Raw genomic sequence first — 18,201 nt, forward strand, 5'->3', positions numbered from 1 at the left:
AGTCTCCATTATTGTTTGCGAAGGAGAAAAAGCACTTGAGATGATGGATATCCATTTGCTTTTAGACCGTGACGTAGTTGAAAGGCTTTAATTGCTTTGCGAGAAGCTGTTCCGATTTTTCCATCAACATTCCCTTTGTAATAGCCCAGTGCACTTAAGCGAGATTGCAGTTCTTTGCATTCTTGGAAAGTAAGAGGTTGAAAAGGTCTTTGCCAATCATGCACCAATCCAGGATGTCCAGCGATGCGGTCAGCAAGAAGAGCAACAGCAAACGCATAACGATCTGCATTATTATAATGTTTCAGAACAAAGAAATTTTTTGTGACTAAAAATATAGGTCCTTTTGCTCCATCTGGATATTTTAATATTGCTTGTTCAGCTAATGTAGGAAGAGGATGCCCATTTGCGTGTTTTACACCTAATTTTTTCCATTGTTCAAAGGAATACCAGCCTTCAGGGAGGTTTTCCCCCTGCGGTACTTTTACCTCTACTCCCCAAATAAGATTAGATTGCCAGCCATTTTTGTGGAGAAGGTTAGCAGCAGTAGCCAGAGCATCTGGAACAGAGTTCCAGATATCACGCCGTCCATCTTGGTCCATATCAACTGCATAGGCGAGATAACTGCTTGGAATAAATTGTGTATGCCCCAATGCACCGGCCCAAGATCCAGTGAGTTGAGAGCGTTTAATTTCGCCACTTTGTAGAATTTTCATAGCAGCAATCAGCTGTGTATATGCATATTTTGCACGTTTTTTATCAGCATAGGCTAAAGTTGCAAGAGAACGAATGGTGTCACGCATTACACTTTTATTAGCTAAAACTTTCCCATAGTTGCTTTCCATTGACCAAATAGCAAGCAGAATATTGCGGTCAACACCAAAACGTTTTTCAATTTGAAGAAGCCATTTGTTCCATTTTTGAGTTTGGCGCCGTCCTTCCTCAATTGCAATATCATGGACACGATTATCGAAATAGTTCCATGAAGGAGCAACAAATTCCGGTTGGTATGCGGCACTTTTTAGAACTTCTGGATCAATTGCATTAACACCTTTAAACGCCATATGAAACGTATAAGGGGTAATATTGTGAGCAATAGCTATTTTTTTAAATTCTTTAATCCAGTGTTTAAATCCGCTATCAGCATATGAAAGGGATACAAAAAACATTAAAAAAGCAGAAAAAATAACGGCAGAGCCAGTGAGAAGAGTTCTCCAATTTATGGACTTCTCTAAAAAAGAGAAAGTCTTCAATTCTGTTTTTTGCATTTTGAAATCCCCATTAATATTCAATTTATTAGATGTGCAATAACTTTATTTTGTATTTAGTTTAATCGATAATATGATCAAGAAGGGGAGAAAACTGAAATAAATAATTCGTTTTAATCCTTTCAATAAATTCTCATACTCTTTTTTACATTTTTGATTGCCCATTATAATGATAATCAAAACAATAAGATATCTTTTTTACCATTTCGTAAAAACATATGTTAAATAAAACAAAAAATATATGAATTCATTGAGGAGGGTGAGTGTGCGTAAAATCCGGAAAGCTGTATTTCCAGTAGCAGGTCTTGGTACGCGTTTTCTTCCTGCGACAAAAACAATTCCTAAAGAAATGCTAACAGTTGTTGATAAACCTGTTATTCAATATGTTGTGGATGAGGCGAGGGAGGCTGGTATTGAGCATTTTATTTTTGTGACTGGACGTAACAAAGCAGTCATTGAGGATTATTTTGATGCGCAAGTTGAATTATACACGACACTGGCTGAATGTGGAAAGAAAGAAGATCTTGCACATTTATACCGTTTACAGCCATTACCAGGGTCAACTTCTTTCACTCGGCAACAGCAACCTTTGGGATTAGGGCATGCTCTTTGGTGTGCGCGTGAATTAGTTGCAGGGGAACCTTTTGCTTTGTTATTACCCGATATGCTGATTCAAGCCAAAAAGGGATGTCTTTCTGAGATGATTAGTCTTTATGAAAAGGTGGGCGGGGGAAATATTATTGCCGTTCAGGAATGCGATCTTGAAGAAGCACATAAATACGGTATAGTTGGCAAAGGTAAACAGATTGCAAATGGTTTTAAAATCACAAAAATGGTAGAGAAACCAGTGTTAGGAACGGCACCATCAAATTTGTACATCAATGGACGTTATATTTTGCAGCCAGAAATTTTTAATATTCTTTCCACTCAAGAACGAGGAACAGGAAATGAAATTCAATTAACAGATGCTATGATACGGCTTTCAAATGAGCAGGATTTTTGGGGTTTGCAAGTAGAAGGGCGCACTTTTGATTGCGGTTCTAAAACTGGTTTCATTGAAGCCAACGTTGCATTTTCTTTGGCACGCGCTGATATGCACAGCCATGTTTCTGCCTCATTGAAAAATTTACTGGAAACCATTAATGTTGAAAAATGATATAGATCTCTCATTTAATTTTATTGATCGAATTTGATTATGATAACACCGTCTCCTCATATGGCTTTGCAAGGTGCAGTTGCATCAGCGCTTAAAACACTTGCCAGTGAAAAGCAGGGGCTTGAAGCCCTTGAAAAATCTCTTCTGGGAACTCTTTCTTCTTCTGTTGAAGCGGCTGTTCAAACTATTAGAAAAGCTCGTGGACATGTGGTCATTACTGGTCTTGGGAAAAGTGGTCATATAGGGACAAAAATTGCAGCAACCCTAGCTTCAACTGGAACGCCTGCCTTTTTTGTTCACGCTGCAGAAGCCAATCATGGTGATCTTGGTATGATTGGATCTGATAATGTTATTCTTGCTTTATCATGGTCTGGTGAAACTCAAGAGTTAAGTGGTATCATAAGTTATGCGGCGCGTTTTCGTATCCCCCTTATTGCGATGACATCAAGTGAGTACTCTGTATTAGGACGACAAGCTGATATTGTTTTATTATTACCAAAGATAGAAGAGGCTTGCCCCCATGGTTTAGCCCCTACAACTTCAACAATTATGCAATTGGCAATGGGAGATGCATTAGCGGTTTCTCTTTTAGAAATGCGTGGTTTTACCGCAACGGATTTCAAAATATATCATCCTGGTGGTTCTCTTGGTGCAAGCCTTAAATACGTGTGTGATATTATGCATGAGGGTGATAATATTCCTTTGGTTATGCAGGGAACATCTATGACTGAAGCGATGAATGTTTTGGTGGAAAAGCATTTTGGTTGTGTTGGTGTTGTGAATCAAGAAGGCGAACTAATTGGAATTGTAACCGATGGCGATCTTGCACGTAACATGCATTTTAATTTATCAAAATTTAATGTTGACGAGGTGATGACCAAAGCTCCTAAAGTTGTAAAACCAAATACACTTGTTGGTGCAGCAACAGCTTTTATTAATGATCATCATATTGGTGCATTTTTCGTGGTTGAAGATAAAAAACCGATAGGAATTGTTCATTTTCATGATCTTTTGCGCATTGGCGCTGCTTAGATTAAAGTTCCCTATCAAATAAAATGTTATTTTAGGTTAAAATAGATTGAATGATACAAAGTAACAATTTTATTGTGAGGTGGCTTTACTGATATTTGGTGGAAGAAAATGATTATTTTATGCATTTCATAATGTTTAGAAAATTTTCAAGGTAAAAATTATATCCGTATCTTTGCGTATTTTAGAGAGGATTTTCTATCAGGAGGAGAAAGGATCACCTCCTGTTTAATGTATGTGATCCCTCTGTTCTTAAGAGAGGCTTCCTTTGTACCTTGTCTAAGATTTCCGCTTAAGGAAAAACTGTGCTCCTGTATGCGAGGTGCAGAGAAGTTGTGTGGCATCATATGACACTGTACAATTGACTCTAGAAATTGTTCCACGGAGAATAGAGCGTATTTCAATTTCTATATTTTGGGCATTGAGATAATTATATACCCCTTCTGATAGTTTTTCTTCTGTATCTGCTGCACGCGTTTCAAAAACACCATTGTGGAAAGAAGAAATAATACCATTCTCATCAACCCATTTTCCATCAATTCCAGTTGGCATATTTGAGTTATAATATTGCGAAAAGCTACAGGCACCTAACAGCAAGGTGGTAATTGTAAGACATAAAATATGATAGGTATGTTTCATTTATTGCACTCTATTTAGATTATTTTGCTCTCTAGTTTTTATAACATTATCAAATACTCCATGAGTCAATATGAAAAATTTGATGAAAATCAATGAAAAAGCAAAAAAATGGAAAAAAATGCCTTAATGTTGTATTTAATTAACAGCTTGATGAAGTTCGTAAGTGAAACACAAGAGGTGAAATATTTCTTATGGTTTACAACAATTTTTATATTAAGCTGCTGAGTAGTCTCAAAGGAGATTATTGACATTATGGTTGGTCCTATTCTTGTTGCGAGTGAAGATTATGGAAGACGGATAGAACTTTCTGCTATGCTGCGAGGTTTTGGCTATCGTGTCATTGAAGCAGAAAATGGTCTCCGTACGATTGATCTTTTACACAGGCGTAAAAACATTGTGCTTGCACTCCTTGATGTCGTTATGAGTGATTTGAGTGTGAGCGATTTAATTAAAATGATTAGAGTTGCTGGTGTTTCTGTTCCTATTGTCGTTATAGCACAACAAGAGAATCAGAATTTACTCCAGAAAGCTTTAACAGCTGGAGCTATTGATTATTGGATCCACCCAGTAACATTATTACGCGTAAGGGTTACTTTGGATATTCTTGCTCTTATTTCTGCCTTGGAGCATGAAGTTAGAGATATTCGGCGAAAAAAAGAGAATCATTTACGGTTTTCTGATCTTTGCATAAAAAGTAGAGCTATGCAGGTAGTGTTAGAACAATCGAGACAAGCAGCAACTTCTTTACAGAATCTTTTGATAGAGGGGGAAGTTGGAACAGGACGTGAGACATTAGCCCGGATTATTCATCATGAGGGATTATTCTCGGAAGGTGTTTTTATTCGCTTTCAATGTTCAGCCATCGTTGATCCAGAAGAAGAAAATCAGCAGTGGTTTAAAGAATTCCTACCATTGGTTTCTTCTCTTGAGAAAGGGACACTTTGCCTTTGTGATATTGATCGACTTGAGCCCATACAGCAAAAACGGTTCGCTCATTACCTTAAAGAAAGGGAAAGGAATACAAAAGGAGATTTTTTCCCTTTTCGGATCATTGCTATTTCAACATCGCGTTTAAAGGACTTGGTTAAAGAGAACTTTTTTTTGCATAGTTTGTTTGAACAATTTTCTCACTTGTCTATTAGCGTCCCTGCTTTGCGAGAATTAAGGGATGATTTTCCAGAGATCACACAACGTTTGATTGATCGCATTATCACCGAAACAGGGCGATCACATGTCCATGGTTTAGCAGGATCTGCTCTTTCCTTGCTTATGCAGTATGATTGGCCTGGCAATAGAAATGAGCTTGAAAACTTTTTATTTCGTGCGATTTTACTAAGTGAAGGACCGTTATTAACTGTTCGAGATTTTCCGCAATTAATGGGAAATCCATTAATGAATGTTCCCAATATCATTGAGGGTGATATGCAAGAAGATAATGAACAAGAATCGATAAAATTTTTGAATACAGATGGGCATGTGCGTACTTTTGCAGAGATGGAACATGATATTATCGAGAAAGCGGTCAAACATTATAAAGGACATATGAGTGAGATTGCGCGCCGCCTTCATATTGGTCGCTCTACACTTTATAGAAAAATGGAAGAATTACGAGCAATAAGAAATCAAGAACGAAAGTAAAATTCATAACAAATCTCTCTTCATGACAAGCATGAGTTTCAAAAAAATAGAGTGGATTTTGATAAAGTCCGTGGGGGGGCTTAAGAAAACAATCATTTATTGCAAAATTTATCTATAGAGGATGATTTTGTAGATTTAAAACAAATATAAATTTTATGTGACTATTTTAATCGTCTGTTTCAGTTTATACAATTTTAGTTAAGTTTATATTTATTAAAGCAGAGAGGCATTTTTAAAAACTTTTAAATACTACCGCTAAAATTTTTGTATCATCAATATTAAATTTATACTCTCTTAAGCAAGAAGTGGCATTTTATCTGCTACACGGTTAAGATAAAGTGATTAGGATTATCGTTTGCATTACTGATGATGCGATAGCTTAAAATAGAAAGTTTGTCCTCTTTGACTCTTTTACATATTGTTATTGGTTTTGTTCTCTTTTTTTTTATTGCATCTATGTTGGCAATCTACACTTATGGGCGTTTTGTGAAAAATGCTAGGGGGCAATGTTCTTATGCGTTACCTATTCAGAAAGATGAAACTAAGCTTGATCGTATCGTCAGTCAATTAGCTGAGGAAGAAAATGGATTGGGGATTGATAAAGATGCTCTTTCCCTCATTATCAGCAATTTGGACGCGTTTTGCGTTCGTGCAATAGGAGCTGCAGAGGCTGGGCGTAGCCTTGATCTGATGTATTATATTTGGGATGATGATTTAACAGGGCGTCTATTATTAAGTGAAATAGTTAAGGCAGCGGATCGGGGTGTTCGGGTACGGCTTCTTTTGGATGATATTAACGCTCAAGCACGTGATCCAGCTTATATTGCGCTAGATAAACACCCTCATATTGAGGTGAGAATGTTTAATCCAGGACGATCGCGTAAAGGTGGATTACGCCGTGGTTTAGAGATTATATTACGGGCGATTACTGTTACACGTAGAATGCATAATAAAGCTTTTATTGTTGATGGTAGGATCGCTTTTGTAGGAGGACGTAATCTTGCAGATTCTTATTTTGATGCTGGTGAAGAATCCCATTTTCGAGATTTAGATTTGATGTTAATCGGACCCTCTGTTAAAAAGGTGGAAAGTATTTTTGATGATTTTTGGAATAGTGCTGTTGTTTTGCCAATTCATACTTTGGTTGTTCCTAAAAGCGCAAGTGATCTTAGCTATTGGAAGGATAAATTACAAAAATTTCGGGATTCCAAGGTTGCAAAAGTTTATTTAGATTATGTCAAACAGCACATTAATTTTGATTGTTTTATTCAAACAGGAAGGCGGTTATTTTTAGCAGACAAAGTTGTTGTTCTTTCTGACCCTCCAGAAAAAGCATTGCGTAAAAAAGCAAGCAATTGGCTTATGAAGGCACTTTCAAAGGTTATTGGAAATGCCCAAAAAACGGTTCAGATTACGTCACCTTATTTTGTTCCTGGTAAGGTTGGAACGCAGAATTTTAGTAATTTGGTTTCAAAGGGTGTTGATGTAAAAATTCTGACGAATTCTTTAGCAGCTACTGATGTAGCACTGGTGCATGGGGGTTATGTATCGTATCGTAAGGCGTTGTTGAAAAGTGGTGTTAAGCTTTATGAATTAAAATCGGAGGGCAACACCCATGGATTACGGTTGTTTCGATCGAGTAAGGCAAGTTTACATGCCAAAGCTTTTTTAATTGATCGTAAAACAGCTTTTATTGGATCTTTAAATTTTGATCCCAGATCAGCATCATTAAATACAGAAATGGGCATTCTTTTTGAATGTGCTCCCATTACAGCAAGATTAGATTTGTTGTTTTCTGAAGAAACAACAGGAGAAATGAGTTATCATCTGCGTCTTGGTGATAATAATCGTATTTATTGGGATTTTATTGAAAATGAAAAAAAATATAGCATTGACCATGAGCCAGAAAGCAATTTTTGGCGTCGCACATTTACAAAAATAATAAGTTGGTTACCTATTGAATCACAATTGTAAATTTTTATAAACCACACTTAAAAAAAATATTTATTTTTCTTTTCATTTTGTTTGTAGCATGGCATAATTTTTTGCCAATCTACCATGTATGAGAACCGCAGTTGTATTTTAAAGCTCCTTGCGGTGTTTTATTATAAAAGGAATTTTGCTATGGCAAAGATTGTTGAAACGGGGACAGGTGCATTGGCACTGACTTTTGATGATGTACTTTTACAGCCCGGTCATTCTCTTGTTATGCCTAGTCAAGTGGATCTCAGTACGCGCATTGCAGCGGATATTAAGCTCAATTTGCCATTGCTTTCTGCTGCAATGGATACGGTAACAGAATCGCGTTTGGCAATTGCTATGGCTCAAGCTGGAGGTCTTGGAGTTATTCATCGTAATATGTCTCCTGCAGAACAGGCAGAAGAAGTCCGCCAAGTAAAAAAGTTTGAATCTGGTATGGTTGTTAATCCGGTGACAATTGGACCAGATGCAACACTTGAGGAAGCGAAATCTTTGATGCGATCTCATGGCATTTCAGGTATTCCGGTTGTTGAAAATAGTGTTAAAGGTGAGACAGCAGGACGACTTGTTGGTATTTTGACCAATAGAGATGTTCGTTTCGCATCGGATCCAAAACAAAAAATTTATGAATTAATGACGCATGAAAATTTGATCACGGTGCGTGAAAATGTCAAACTTAATGAAGCAAAATATCTTTTACATCATCATCGTATTGAAAAATTATTAGTTGTGGATGAACAAAATCGTTGTGTCGGACTGATAACAGTTAAGGATATTGAAAAAGCAAAATTAAATCCAAATGCTGCTAAAGATTCTCAAGGGCGTTTGCGTGCTGCAGCAGCCAGTAGTGTTGGGAATGGAGGGATTGAACGTGCTGAACGCCTCATCGACGCGGGTGTTGATGTGTTGGTTATTGATACAGCGCATGGGCATTCTCAACATGTGCTAGAAACTGTTGAACGAATTAAAAAGATGGCTTCCTCTCTAGCTGTTATTGCTGGGAACGTAGCAACTGCTCAAGCAACGCAGGCATTGATTGACAGTGGTGCAGATGCGGTAAAAGTTGGTATTGGTCCTGGCTCTATTTGCACAACGCGTATTGTTGCTGGTGTCGGTGTTCCTCAACTTGCAGCCATAATGAATGCTGCAGAAGTTGCTGAAAAAGCGGGCATTCCCATCATTGCAGATGGTGGAATCAAAGCATCAGGTGATTTTGCTAAAGCTTTAGCTGGTGGGGCTTGTGCAGCGATGATTGGATCTCTTTTAGCAGGTACAGAAGAAAGTCCTGGTGAAGTTTATCTCTATCAAGGCCGATCTTTTAAAGCCTATCGTGGTATGGGATCTGTTGGTGCTATGGCACGAGGATCGGCAGATCGCTATTTTCAAGATGATGTTCGTGATGAACTTAAGTTGGTTCCTGAAGGTGTGGAGGGGCAGGTGGCTTATAAAGGTCCTATAGCATCAGTTCTACATCAGCTTGCTGGTGGACTTCGTGCTTCAATGGGATATGTTGGAGCAAAAGATCTCGTAGAGTTTCGTGAAAAAGCAACATTTGTACGTATTACGAATGCGGGACTCCATGAAAGTCATACGCATGATGTTTCTATTACACGGGAGAGTCCCAACTATCGTGGGCCAGTTTAAAGATATTTAAAGATATAAGAGCATAATGTCATATCGCATAAATTTAAATCTTCCGAGAACGAGAAAGGAAGACTGCGCTTTTTCTGTTTGTGATTTGGTGTAATAATCCCAAAAAGGAAAGAATTAGAGGTCAAAACTCTAACTCTTTCTGTTAAGACTATATGAAATAATTTATATAAAATTAGAATTAACTTTTTGTAGTCTTCCGTCCTGTCTTTGACGCACGTTGGCGAGTGTTTGTCTGATCACTTTGGACGGATTTCTTTCCGTTGTTTGAGGGCATTGTGTTATGACGGCTTTTAGATGAAGTTGTTTTTTCATTATTATAAGTCATTATTTTCTCCTTTTAAATTGTCTGGCAGTTGCCAGTAGAGTAAAAACGGTCATGCCAAATAGTGGTTCCAAGCATTTTCTAAAAAGTTAATTTTTTGGTGAACGTAAGATAAACTTTTTTAATTTTATGAGAAGATTTTTTCTATTTTTTCAGAAGGATAGCCATAAAAGATGGGAGATATTTGATTTTTTCTGCTATTCAGATAATCCTCATAAATTTTATTTAAAGAGTTTATTTTTTTCGTAATGCATGGCGGAAATAAGGTCTTTATGGATAACTGCGTATCTTTTAGTATAAGAGGTAGAGGGATAAAAAAGTGAATGGGCAGAAGATGAAAGGAAAAATCTAGATACTCTAATATTGGATCTTATAAAAAGCATGATCAAATCATTTTAATGTTGAATGTAAATTTTTAATGGCTTTGAGAAGGTTTTATTGGCAAGAAGAAGATAATATTATTTTTTTAGATGATTTAAAATTTTATTATTTTAATGGGAGAAATGAATGCGATTAGGTGGGCGTTTGCAAGCAGCAATAGATGTTCTCAAAGAGATAGAAATGAAGCATCGCCCAGTAGGAGAAGCTTTAAAGGATTGGGGCCTTTCTCATCGCTTTGCTGGAGCAGGTGATCGCGCAGCTATTGGTACAATCGTTTATGATGTGTTAAGACGACGCTATTCTTTACAATGGCGTATGGAGAGTGATGATATCCGAGATATCGCTTTTGGTGCCTTATTAGATTCTGGAAAAATGACGCTGGAGCAAATTGACGGTGAGTTGGCAGAAGATCGGTTTGCACCGCAGTTATTAGGAGCTAAACAGCGTAAATCCTGGCAAGGTCAGCAATTAGTGGATGCTCCAGACTATATTCGTGGTGATATTCCGCAATGGTGTCAAGCGCATCTTCGTCCTTTATTTGGTGATAATTGGATCACTGAAGCGGCTGCGTTAGCAACGCGTCCTTCTTTAGACCTACGGGTAAATAATCTAAAAGCAACACCAGAAAAGGTGTTGAAAGAATTAGCAAAAACCAAACTTAAATCTTTGCCATGGTTTGGGCAAGCTTTAAGAATTGCACCGATTGAAAAGTTTAACCGTCATCCTCATATTCAAGTGGAACCAGCTTTTCAAAAAGGACACTTTGAAATACAGGATTTAGGATCTCAAATTGTTGCTCACCTTGTGGAAGCGCAAGAAAGCATGCAGGTATTAGATTATTGTGCAGGTGCTGGGGGTAAGACATTAGCTTTAGCTTCTGATATGAACAATCGTGGGCAGATTTATGCTTATGATTCAGACAAAGCTCGTTTGGCTCCTATTTTTGATCGTCTTCGACGCGCTGGTGTTCGTAATGTACAAATACGAGTGCAAAGAGAAGAATTAAAACCATTAATAGGTCAGATGGATAGAGTTCTACTAGATGCGCCATGTAGTGGGACAGGAACATGGCGTCGTCGTCCAGATGCGAAATGGCGTTTAACATTAGAACAGGTGAAACAACGCCAAACAGAACAGAGGGCTATTTTGAATGAAGCGATAGCTTATCTTAAGCCAAATGGGCGCCTAGTCTATATTACCTGTTCTCTTTTTACAGATGAAAATGAGGAACAAATTTCCCATTTCCTTCAACAACATTCTCATTTTTCTCCAATAGATATGCCAGCGCTTTGGCAGAAACATTTTAGTTTTTCTCCTGTGCAACCAGTTTTTTCAAATTATGGACTTACTTTGTCTCCGGCTACAACACAAACAGATGGGTTCTTTTTGTCTGTATTACAAAAAAAACATTGATCCATATTTTTGCATTTTTTATCATAAATTTTACGAGAATAATCTTTTTCGTAAGAAAACAGGCTTGTGAAAAGAGAAAGATTGAATCATAACTCTCATGAGTTTTCTTTTATAATTGTTGATTGGTTTTCTATGAGCATATCACATCCAGACACTGTTCTTATTATTGACTTTGGTTCACAAGTTACACAACTTATTGCACGACGGGTACGAGCAATGGGGGTATATTGTGAAATTGTTCCTTTTCAATTGGCTTTAGAAGCTGTGCGCCGCATAAATCCTAAAGCTATTATTTTATCAGGGAGTCCTTATTCCGTTATTGATGAGGGCTCTCCGCGTGCTCCAATAGAAATTTTTGAGGCGGGTGTTCCGATTCTGGGTATTTGCTATGGTGAACAAGTCATGTGTGTTCAGCTTGGAGGAAAGGTTGAAGCTGGACATGAGCGTGAATTTGGGCGTGCTTTTTTGGAAGTGCAAGAAGAGAGTGCCCTTTTTGATGGAGTGTGGAAAAAAGGTTCTCGTTATCAAGTATGGATGAGCCATGGTGACCGTGTGGCAGCTTTACCAGAAGGTTTTCGTGTCATAGGAACCTCAAACGGAGCTCCCTATGCGGCTATTGCTGATGAAAAAAGGCATTTTTATGCAGTACAGTTTCATCCTGAAGTTATCCATACACAGAATGGTACAAAACTTTTGCAAAATTTTGTTCATAAGATCTCTGCTATTAAAGGCAATTGGTCAATGGCTTCTTATCGTGAGCAGGCAATTGCTACGATACGACAAAAAGTTGGGAAAAGTCGTGTGATTTGTGGTCTTTCAGGGGGAGTGGATTCATCTGTTGTAGCGGTACTCCTTCATGAAGCTATAGGAGATCAACTGACATGTATTTTGGTAGACCATGGGCTGATGCGCAAGAATGAAGCTGAAGAAGTTCTCACGCTCTTTCGTGATCATTATAATATAGAGCTTATTCATGTTAATGCTGCCGATATATTTCTTAATGCTTTAGAAGGTGAGACAGATCCAGAAAAAAAGCGCAAAACGATTGGTCGCCTTTTTATTGAAGTTTTTGAAGAAGAAACTAAAAAAATAGGAGGTGCAGAGTTTTTAGCACAAGGAACACTTTATCCAGATGTTATTGAGAGTGTGTCTGCTATTGGTAAAACGGTAACCATTAAAAGCCATCATAATGTGGGTGGGCTACCAGAACAGATGAATATGAAACTTGTAGAACCGTTGCGTGAGCTCTTTAAGGATGAAGTTCGCTCGCTAGGGCGAGAGTTAGGGCTACCGGAGCAGTTTATTGGTCGCCATCCTTTTCCAGGTCCCGGCCTTGCAATTCGCTGTCCAGGTACTGTGACCCGTGAAAAATTAGAAATTTTACGTGAAGCAGATGCTATCTATCTTGAGGAAATCCGTAAAGCCGGTCTTTATGACGAAATTTGGCAAGCTTTTGCTGTTCTTCTTCCTGTTCAAACTGTTGGCGTGATGGGCGATGGTCGCACTTATGAATTTGTTTGTGCTCTTCGCGCCGTCACATCTGTAGATGGAATGACTGCTGATTTTTATCCCTATGATATGGCGTTTTTAAGTAAGACGGCAGCACGTATTATTAATGAAGTTAGAGGGATTAATCGTGTTGTATATGATGTAACCTCAAAGCCTCCTAGTACTATTGAATGGGAATAATTAAAATGAAGGATAAGTCTTTTTAAGAATAAAATATGACTGAGGGTTTGATATTCGAAAAGTGTAGAAAAAATCATTTAAAAATGATTGTGTATTTTCATATGATATAAGCCTTTATCTGGCAATCTGTACGTCAATATCGTTTAAAATTGAGAAGTGTGGAATTTTGCATGTCTGAGAAAAAAATTGTTGCACACCGTGGTGGAGCTCATCTTTATCCTGAAAATACCCTTTCGGCATTTAATAATGCTATAGCGTTAGGTGTTGATGAAGTTGAATGTGATGTTCATTTGCTGAAAAGCGGTGAAGTGGTTGTCTTTCACGATTTCCGTCTAGACCAATTGGTTGGAAAAAAGGGGTATATTCACGACATTGATAATGAAACACGCAAACAACTCTGCGTAAAAGGAAGCCAAGAAGCCCCCCCCTTATTAGAAGAGGTGCTTGATCTTTTAACACCAACGAATATCGCATTGCATCTTGAAATCAAGACATGTGGTGAAGTGGAGCGTGAAACAATATTATCCCAAAAAGCGCTTGCGCTAATAAAAAGCCGAAATTTATCAGAACGGGTTTCTGCAATTAGTTTTGATCCTTTGATCCTTCGTCCTTTTATTGAAGCAGGAATATCATCTGGTCCATGTGTTGATAATTTTGAAGGTGATATGTACCGTCATTTTTCTGAATGGAAGCAATTAGGTTATTCTGATCTAAGTTTAGATGGCTCTATTGTTTCACAGGACTTTATTGAATCAGCTCTTGAGGCTGGTTTTACTGTAGGGGTATGGACAATTAATGGAAAAGCTCGGTTATCACATTGGCTTGACATGCCTGTACATTATATTACGACAGATCAACCTGATCTCGCATTGCAATTGCGTGCACAAAGGTAAAAAATACATCAATACAAAGAGAACTATATATCCTCATAAAGCTAGCGTAATGAAAGAAGAAAAAATATCGAATATATAACAATAATACATTGATTTATAATGATGATTAATAGTTTATTCATGTGAATAAGAGACTTTAATACGTAGGATTCTCTTATTTCGAATCTTTTTACAATGAATCAATCAAAATCATTCGTTTGCACATTACAAGCAGGGTTGGTGTGTGGATAAAAGATTATTGAAAAAAGAATAAAAATATTCATTTAACGTATTTAAAATGCAAGACTTGTTAAAGCATTAGGATCTCATATAATGATGTCGTTTTGCACTTTTATGAAGTGAAAATGATAGCATGCAAAAAGTCTTATATACTTTAGTGGAGAGGTTTTATAGCTTATTTTATAGGCGCTATCATGAAATGTAGATGTATTGAAAGATTTTTTAACAGCATGGAAATTGGTCATAAAATGTCATTTTGTTTTGCGTGAGGGGCATGATTTCACTACAAGGAAGGAGACTATTAAGCGCTTCAAAATGATTTTCTTAATTTTAAGAAAATTTCTATTTATCTCTTTGTTAAATTCAGGAGAAATATCGTGTTAAAGTTATAAGCCGAAACTTATAAGATAAATAACAAAAGAATAAACAATTCTTTAAAAAAAAGTAAATCCAAATATTAAAATAGTCATTGAGTGACATTTACGATCTACATCTTTTTACCAAGTGACTTTGCTTATTTAAGCCATCTCACTTTTTTCAGATAGTTATAAACGCGTATCTCGTTAATATATAAGAAAGCTTATAAAAGAAAACGAAAAAATTTAAACAAATTCATTTGACCTTTTGGTGGTTCCTGTTTAAATGAAAGAATATATTTCTGAAATAAGACTGTCATAGCATGTTCATGTGTAATACTATAAATTTAGGGGTAGTTTGTATTCCATCACTTCAGAAAGGGTGAACCATGAGTCGTTTTTATCTTTCCATAGCGGCCACGGTTGCTATCATAATGTCCACAGCGGGAATAACAGCAGGTTTTGCGCAGACAAAAATCAGCTTTTGGCATTCTATGAGTGGTGAATTAGGAAAGCAAACTGAAAGTCTCATTAACGATTTTAATGCAAGTCAATCTGAGTATAAAGTTGTTCCTTCATTTCGCGGCGAATATGAAGAGGGGTTGATTTCACTCATTGCGGCATTTCGTGGAAAGAAACAGCCAGTTCTTGCCCAAATTTATGACGTTGGTACTGGAACTATGATGGCTGCAAAAGGTGCAATTTATCCATTTTATCAACTTATGGCTGATACAAAACAAGAATTTGATCTTACAGATTATTTCCCTGCTATTAGTGGTTATTACTCCGATGAACAGGGGCACATCGTCTCTATGCCATTCAATATTTCAACTCCCATTCTTTATTATAACAAAGATATCTTTAAAAAAGCAGGGCTTGATCCAGAACAGCCTCCTAGAACATGGCAAGATATAGAAGACTTTTCCAAAAAAATTCTTGAGACTAAAGCGGCAACTTGCGGTTTTACGATGGCTTATGCTGCTCAATGGATTGGTATAGAAAATTTTTCAGCGTTGCATAATGTTCCTTTTGGAACGAAGGAAAATGGCTTTAAAGGACTTGATTCAGAACTTACATTTAATGGACCTTTACAAGTGCGTATGTGGACTGACCTGAAAAAGTGGTCTGATCAAGGTATTTTCCGTTATGGTGGTCCAGCAGGTGCATTAGATTCAACACCAATGTTTATGGCACAAAATTGTGCAATTTTTATGCAATCTTCAGGATCACATGCTGGAATTGTTTCTGAAGCTCAGTTTAATGTGGGGGTTGGTATGCTACCTTACTATAAGGATACAGAAGGAGCACCACAAAATTCAGTTATTGGGGGCGCTTCTATTTGGGCGTTTAAGGGCCATACCCCAAAGGAATATGCAGGGGCAGCTGCTTTTCTTAAATTTCTTTCAAAAACAGAAAATCAAGCAAAATGGCATCAGGAAACAGGTTATCTTCCAACCACAAAAACGACTTATGAATTGAGCAAAAAACAACATTTCTATGAAAAAACGCCAGGTGCGGATATAGCTATCAAACAGATTAATCTTAATCCACCAACAGTTAACTCGAAAGGGATAAGATTTGGTAATTTACCACAAATCCGTGCCATTCTTGATCAAGAGTTGGAAGCTGTTCTTAGTGGTTCAAAAACACCGAAAGATGGTTTAGATGAGACCGTTGAACGTGGAAATAAACTCTTGCGTGAATTTGAAAAATCTAATCATTAATTTTGTTTTATTGTTAGACATTAAAGACTCAACAAAAACAGTTGAGTTCTTTTTGTTTATCTTTTTAAAGTCTCTACATTTAAAGAGCCCTACGAATGCAAGAAAAACATGCATATTTTAAAAATAGTCTACTTTCTTACGGACTGCTTTTCCCTCAGCTTCTTGTGACTTTTTTGTTTTTCTTCTGGCCTGCTGCTCAAGCAATAAAATCATCTTTTGAGCGTGAAGACCCTTTTGGCTTTACAACAACATTTATTGGTTTTGAAAATTATCTAACGGTTCTTTCTGATCCTACTTATCGGCAATCACTTCTTACAACCGCAGTATTTTCCATCTCAGTTACTGTCGCTTCAATGACAATATCACTTCTCTTAGCGGTCTGTGTTGACCGTGTCATCCGTGCAAAAAAGGCTTATACAATGCTTTTGCTCTGGCCCTATGCTGTTGCTCCAGTATTGGCAGGTATATTATGGCTGTTTATCTTTCATCCCACCATCGGAATTATTCCTTTTCTTCTCGAGAAAATAGGGGTGCTATGGAATTATCGTATTAATGGCACTCAAGCAATGATTCTTATTGTCATAGCGGCTAGTTGGAAGCAAATTTCTTACAATTTTCTCTTTTTTCTTACAGGTCTTCAGTCTGTTCCGCGTTCTCAAATAGAAGCAGCCGCCATTGATGGTGCTGGTCCCTTTAAACGATTTTGGACTGTGGTCTTCCCGCAAATTTCACCAACGACGTTTTTCCTTCTTATTGTCAATGTCAATTATGTTATGTTTGATACCTTTGGTATTATTGATAATACAACTTCTGGAGGTCCTGCGCGTGCAACGAGCATCCTCGTCTATAAAGTATATGACGATGGCTTTAGAAATCAAATAATCGGTGCATCAGCAGCACAATCAACAATATTGATGTTGATGGTTATTGTCTTAACCTTTATTCAGTTTCGCTGGATTGAGCGCCGTGTACAATATTAGGAAGTAAATTATGGTTGAAAATCGCCCTGTTTTGAAATTTCTAACCCATATTACTCTCATTATTGGCATTATCATTATTTTCTTTCCAGTTTATGTTGCTATCATTGCATCAACCCATAGTTCAGCAGCATTCAACTCAGGAACACTTCCTCTTTTACCTGGGAAGTATGCTTTGGAAAATTATAAAACAATCTTTGGTGATGGCCTCGCACAACTCGGTCTTCCCAACCTCTGGCCACTCTTAATGAATTCACTCATTATGGCTCTTGGGATTAGTATTGGGAAAATTATTATTTCACTTTTGTCTGCTTATGCAATTGTTTATATGCGTTTTCCTTTCCGAAAAACTGCTTTTGTTCTTATTTTTGTTACATTGATGCTCCCTGTCGAAGTTCGTATTCTTCCAACCTATGAGGTTGTTGCAAAATTGGGGATGATCGACACCTATAGTGGAATGATTATTCCACTTATTGCATCTGCAACCGCTACATTTTTATTTCGCCAGTTTTTTCTGACTATTCCAGATGAACTCTTAGAGGCGGCACGTGTTGATGGTGCAGGTCCAGTTAAATTTTTTAAGGATATTCTTCTTCCTCTCAGCAAAAGCAATATCGCTGCTTTATTTATCATTATGTTTATTTATGGATGGATACAATATCTCTGGCCTCTTATCATCACAACGGATCAAAAGCATCAAACGATCCTTATTATTTTAAAACAGCTTATTGTCGAATCACTTCAACATGATCCTCAATGGAATATACTCATGGCAGTATCGGTTGTTGCCATGGTTCCCCCTGTTCTTGTTGTTATCTTCATGCAACGGCTTTTTATCAAAGGCCTTATTGAAACGGAGAAGTAATT

General features: G+C 37.3%; 14 protein-coding genes. 11 read left to right on the forward strand and 3 right to left on the reverse strand.

Annotation, left to right across the window (positions count from 1 at the left end; genetic code table 11):
• Nucleotides 1–8 precede the first annotated feature (8 nt).
• Nucleotides 9–1,265 (reverse strand): lytic murein transglycosylase, encoded by a 1,257-nt coding sequence (locus tag ACFIKH_RS02910; protein ID WP_375626705.1) that lies wholly within the window; start codon nt 1,263–1,265, stop codon nt 9–11.
• Between the two features lie 265 nt (nt 1,266–1,530).
• Here ACFIKH_RS02910 and ACFIKH_RS02915 point away from each other — a divergent pair, with 265 nt between their 5' ends.
• Entirely contained in the window at nt 1,531–2,421 is an 891-nt protein-coding gene (locus tag ACFIKH_RS02915) for a UTP--glucose-1-phosphate uridylyltransferase (RefSeq protein ID WP_375648657.1), read from the forward strand.
• Between the two features lie 39 nt (nt 2,422–2,460).
• Nucleotides 2,461–3,453 carry an SIS domain-containing protein gene (locus tag ACFIKH_RS02920; protein WP_375670967.1) on the forward strand — a complete coding sequence of 331 codons (993 nt, stop codon included), beginning with the start codon at nt 2,461–2,463 and terminating at the stop codon, nt 3,451–3,453.
• A 276-nt stretch (nt 3,454–3,729) separates the two neighbouring features.
• On the opposite strand, the gene ACFIKH_RS02925 is transcribed toward ACFIKH_RS02920, so the two are convergent.
• A complete protein-coding gene (locus tag ACFIKH_RS02925; protein WP_375625583.1) occupies nt 3,730–4,089 on the reverse strand; it encodes a hypothetical protein in 360 nt (119 codons plus the stop codon).
• A 252-nt stretch (nt 4,090–4,341) separates the two neighbouring features.
• Here ACFIKH_RS02925 and ACFIKH_RS02930 point away from each other — a divergent pair, with 252 nt between their 5' ends.
• The 3 genes from ACFIKH_RS02930 to guaB all read left to right on the forward strand — a co-directional run bounded on the left by ACFIKH_RS02930 (nt 4,342) and on the right by guaB (nt 9,351).
• Nucleotides 4,342–5,727, forward strand: a complete 1,386-nt coding sequence (locus ACFIKH_RS02930) for a sigma-54-dependent transcriptional regulator (RefSeq protein ID WP_375648663.1) — start codon at nt 4,342–4,344, stop codon at nt 5,725–5,727.
• A 402-nt stretch (nt 5,728–6,129) separates the two neighbouring features.
• Nucleotides 6,130–7,701: a phospholipase D family protein gene (locus ACFIKH_RS02935; RefSeq protein WP_375625585.1), complete on the forward strand. Its 1,572-nt coding sequence runs from the start codon at nt 6,130–6,132 to the stop codon at nt 7,699–7,701.
• Nucleotides 7,702–7,851: 150 nt separating this feature from the next.
• Nucleotides 7,852–9,351: an IMP dehydrogenase gene (gene guaB, locus ACFIKH_RS02940; protein WP_375626712.1), complete on the forward strand. Its 1,500-nt coding sequence runs from the start codon at nt 7,852–7,854 to the stop codon at nt 9,349–9,351.
• A 187-nt stretch (nt 9,352–9,538) separates the two neighbouring features.
• Here guaB and ACFIKH_RS02945 read toward each other — a convergent pair whose 3' ends face one another.
• Nucleotides 9,539–9,685, reverse strand: a complete 147-nt coding sequence (locus ACFIKH_RS02945) for a hypothetical protein (protein ID WP_169728634.1) — start codon at nt 9,683–9,685, stop codon at nt 9,539–9,541.
• A gap of 504 nt (nt 9,686–10,189) precedes the next feature.
• Here ACFIKH_RS02945 and ACFIKH_RS02950 point away from each other — a divergent pair.
• The 6 genes from ACFIKH_RS02950 (at nt 10,190) to ugpE (ending at nt 18,199) form a co-directional block, all read left to right on the forward strand.
• Nucleotides 10,190–11,476: an RsmB/NOP family class I SAM-dependent RNA methyltransferase gene (locus ACFIKH_RS02950; RefSeq protein ID WP_375670252.1), complete on the forward strand. Its 1,287-nt coding sequence runs from the start codon at nt 10,190–10,192 to the stop codon at nt 11,474–11,476.
• A 132-nt stretch (nt 11,477–11,608) separates the two neighbouring features.
• Nucleotides 11,609–13,165 carry a glutamine-hydrolyzing GMP synthase gene (gene guaA / locus ACFIKH_RS02955; protein WP_375670253.1) on the forward strand — a complete coding sequence of 519 codons (1,557 nt, stop codon included), beginning with the start codon at nt 11,609–11,611 and terminating at the stop codon, nt 13,163–13,165.
• 170 nt (nt 13,166–13,335) lie between these two features.
• Nucleotides 13,336–14,058 carry a glycerophosphodiester phosphodiesterase gene (locus tag ACFIKH_RS02960; protein WP_375649188.1) on the forward strand — a complete coding sequence of 241 codons (723 nt, stop codon included), beginning with the start codon at nt 13,336–13,338 and terminating at the stop codon, nt 14,056–14,058.
• A 964-nt stretch (nt 14,059–15,022) separates the two neighbouring features.
• A complete protein-coding gene (gene ugpB / locus ACFIKH_RS02965; protein ID WP_375651793.1) occupies nt 15,023–16,357 on the forward strand; it encodes a sn-glycerol-3-phosphate ABC transporter substrate-binding protein UgpB in 1,335 nt (444 codons plus the stop codon).
• 95 nt (nt 16,358–16,452) lie between these two features.
• The gene (gene ugpA / locus ACFIKH_RS02970) at nt 16,453–17,337 is read left to right on the forward strand and encodes a sn-glycerol-3-phosphate ABC transporter permease UgpA (RefSeq protein ID WP_375611841.1); all 885 of its coding nucleotides are present in this window, start codon (nt 16,453–16,455) and stop codon (nt 17,335–17,337) included.
• Nucleotides 17,338–17,347: 10 nt separating this feature from the next.
• The gene (ugpE, locus tag ACFIKH_RS02975) at nt 17,348–18,199 is read left to right on the forward strand and encodes a sn-glycerol-3-phosphate ABC transporter permease UgpE (RefSeq protein ID WP_375626720.1); all 852 of its coding nucleotides are present in this window, start codon (nt 17,348–17,350) and stop codon (nt 18,197–18,199) included.
• Nucleotides 18,200–18,201: the final 2 nt, after the last annotated feature.

Origin of the sequence: Bartonella sp. SD1336NMGDW (assembly GCF_042193565.1) — a bacterium.
In the GTDB taxonomy this organism is placed as follows: domain Bacteria; phylum Pseudomonadota; class Alphaproteobacteria; order Rhizobiales; family Rhizobiaceae; genus Bartonella; species Bartonella grahamii.

Bases quoted from the DNA above. Each gene is read 5' to 3' on its own strand.
- ACFIKH_RS02910 (WP_375626705.1), bottom strand. From the start codon at position 1,265: ATGCAAAAAACAGAATTGAAGACTTTCTCTTTTTTAGAGAAGTCCATA.
- ACFIKH_RS02920 (WP_375670967.1), top strand. From the start codon at position 2,461: ATGATAACACCGTCTCCTCATATGGCTTTGCAAGGTGCAGTTGCATCA.
- ACFIKH_RS02925 (WP_375625583.1), bottom strand. From the start codon at position 4,089: ATGAAACATACCTATCATATTTTATGTCTTACAATTACCACCTTGCTG.
- ACFIKH_RS02930 (WP_375648663.1), top strand. From the start codon at position 4,342: ATGGTTGGTCCTATTCTTGTTGCGAGTGAAGATTATGGAAGACGGATA.
- guaB (WP_375626712.1), top strand. From the start codon at position 7,852: ATGGCAAAGATTGTTGAAACGGGGACAGGTGCATTGGCACTGACTTTT.
- ACFIKH_RS02945 (WP_169728634.1), bottom strand. From the start codon at position 9,685: ATGACTTATAATAATGAAAAAACAACTTCATCTAAAAGCCGTCATAAC.
- ACFIKH_RS02950 (WP_375670252.1), top strand. From the start codon at position 10,190: ATGCGATTAGGTGGGCGTTTGCAAGCAGCAATAGATGTTCTCAAAGAG.
- guaA (WP_375670253.1), top strand. From the start codon at position 11,609: ATGAGCATATCACATCCAGACACTGTTCTTATTATTGACTTTGGTTCA.
- ACFIKH_RS02960 (WP_375649188.1), top strand. From the start codon at position 13,336: ATGTCTGAGAAAAAAATTGTTGCACACCGTGGTGGAGCTCATCTTTAT.
- ugpB (WP_375651793.1), top strand. From the start codon at position 15,023: ATGAGTCGTTTTTATCTTTCCATAGCGGCCACGGTTGCTATCATAATG.
- ugpA (WP_375611841.1), top strand. From the start codon at position 16,453: ATGCAAGAAAAACATGCATATTTTAAAAATAGTCTACTTTCTTACGGA.
- ugpE (WP_375626720.1), top strand. From the start codon at position 17,348: ATGGTTGAAAATCGCCCTGTTTTGAAATTTCTAACCCATATTACTCTC.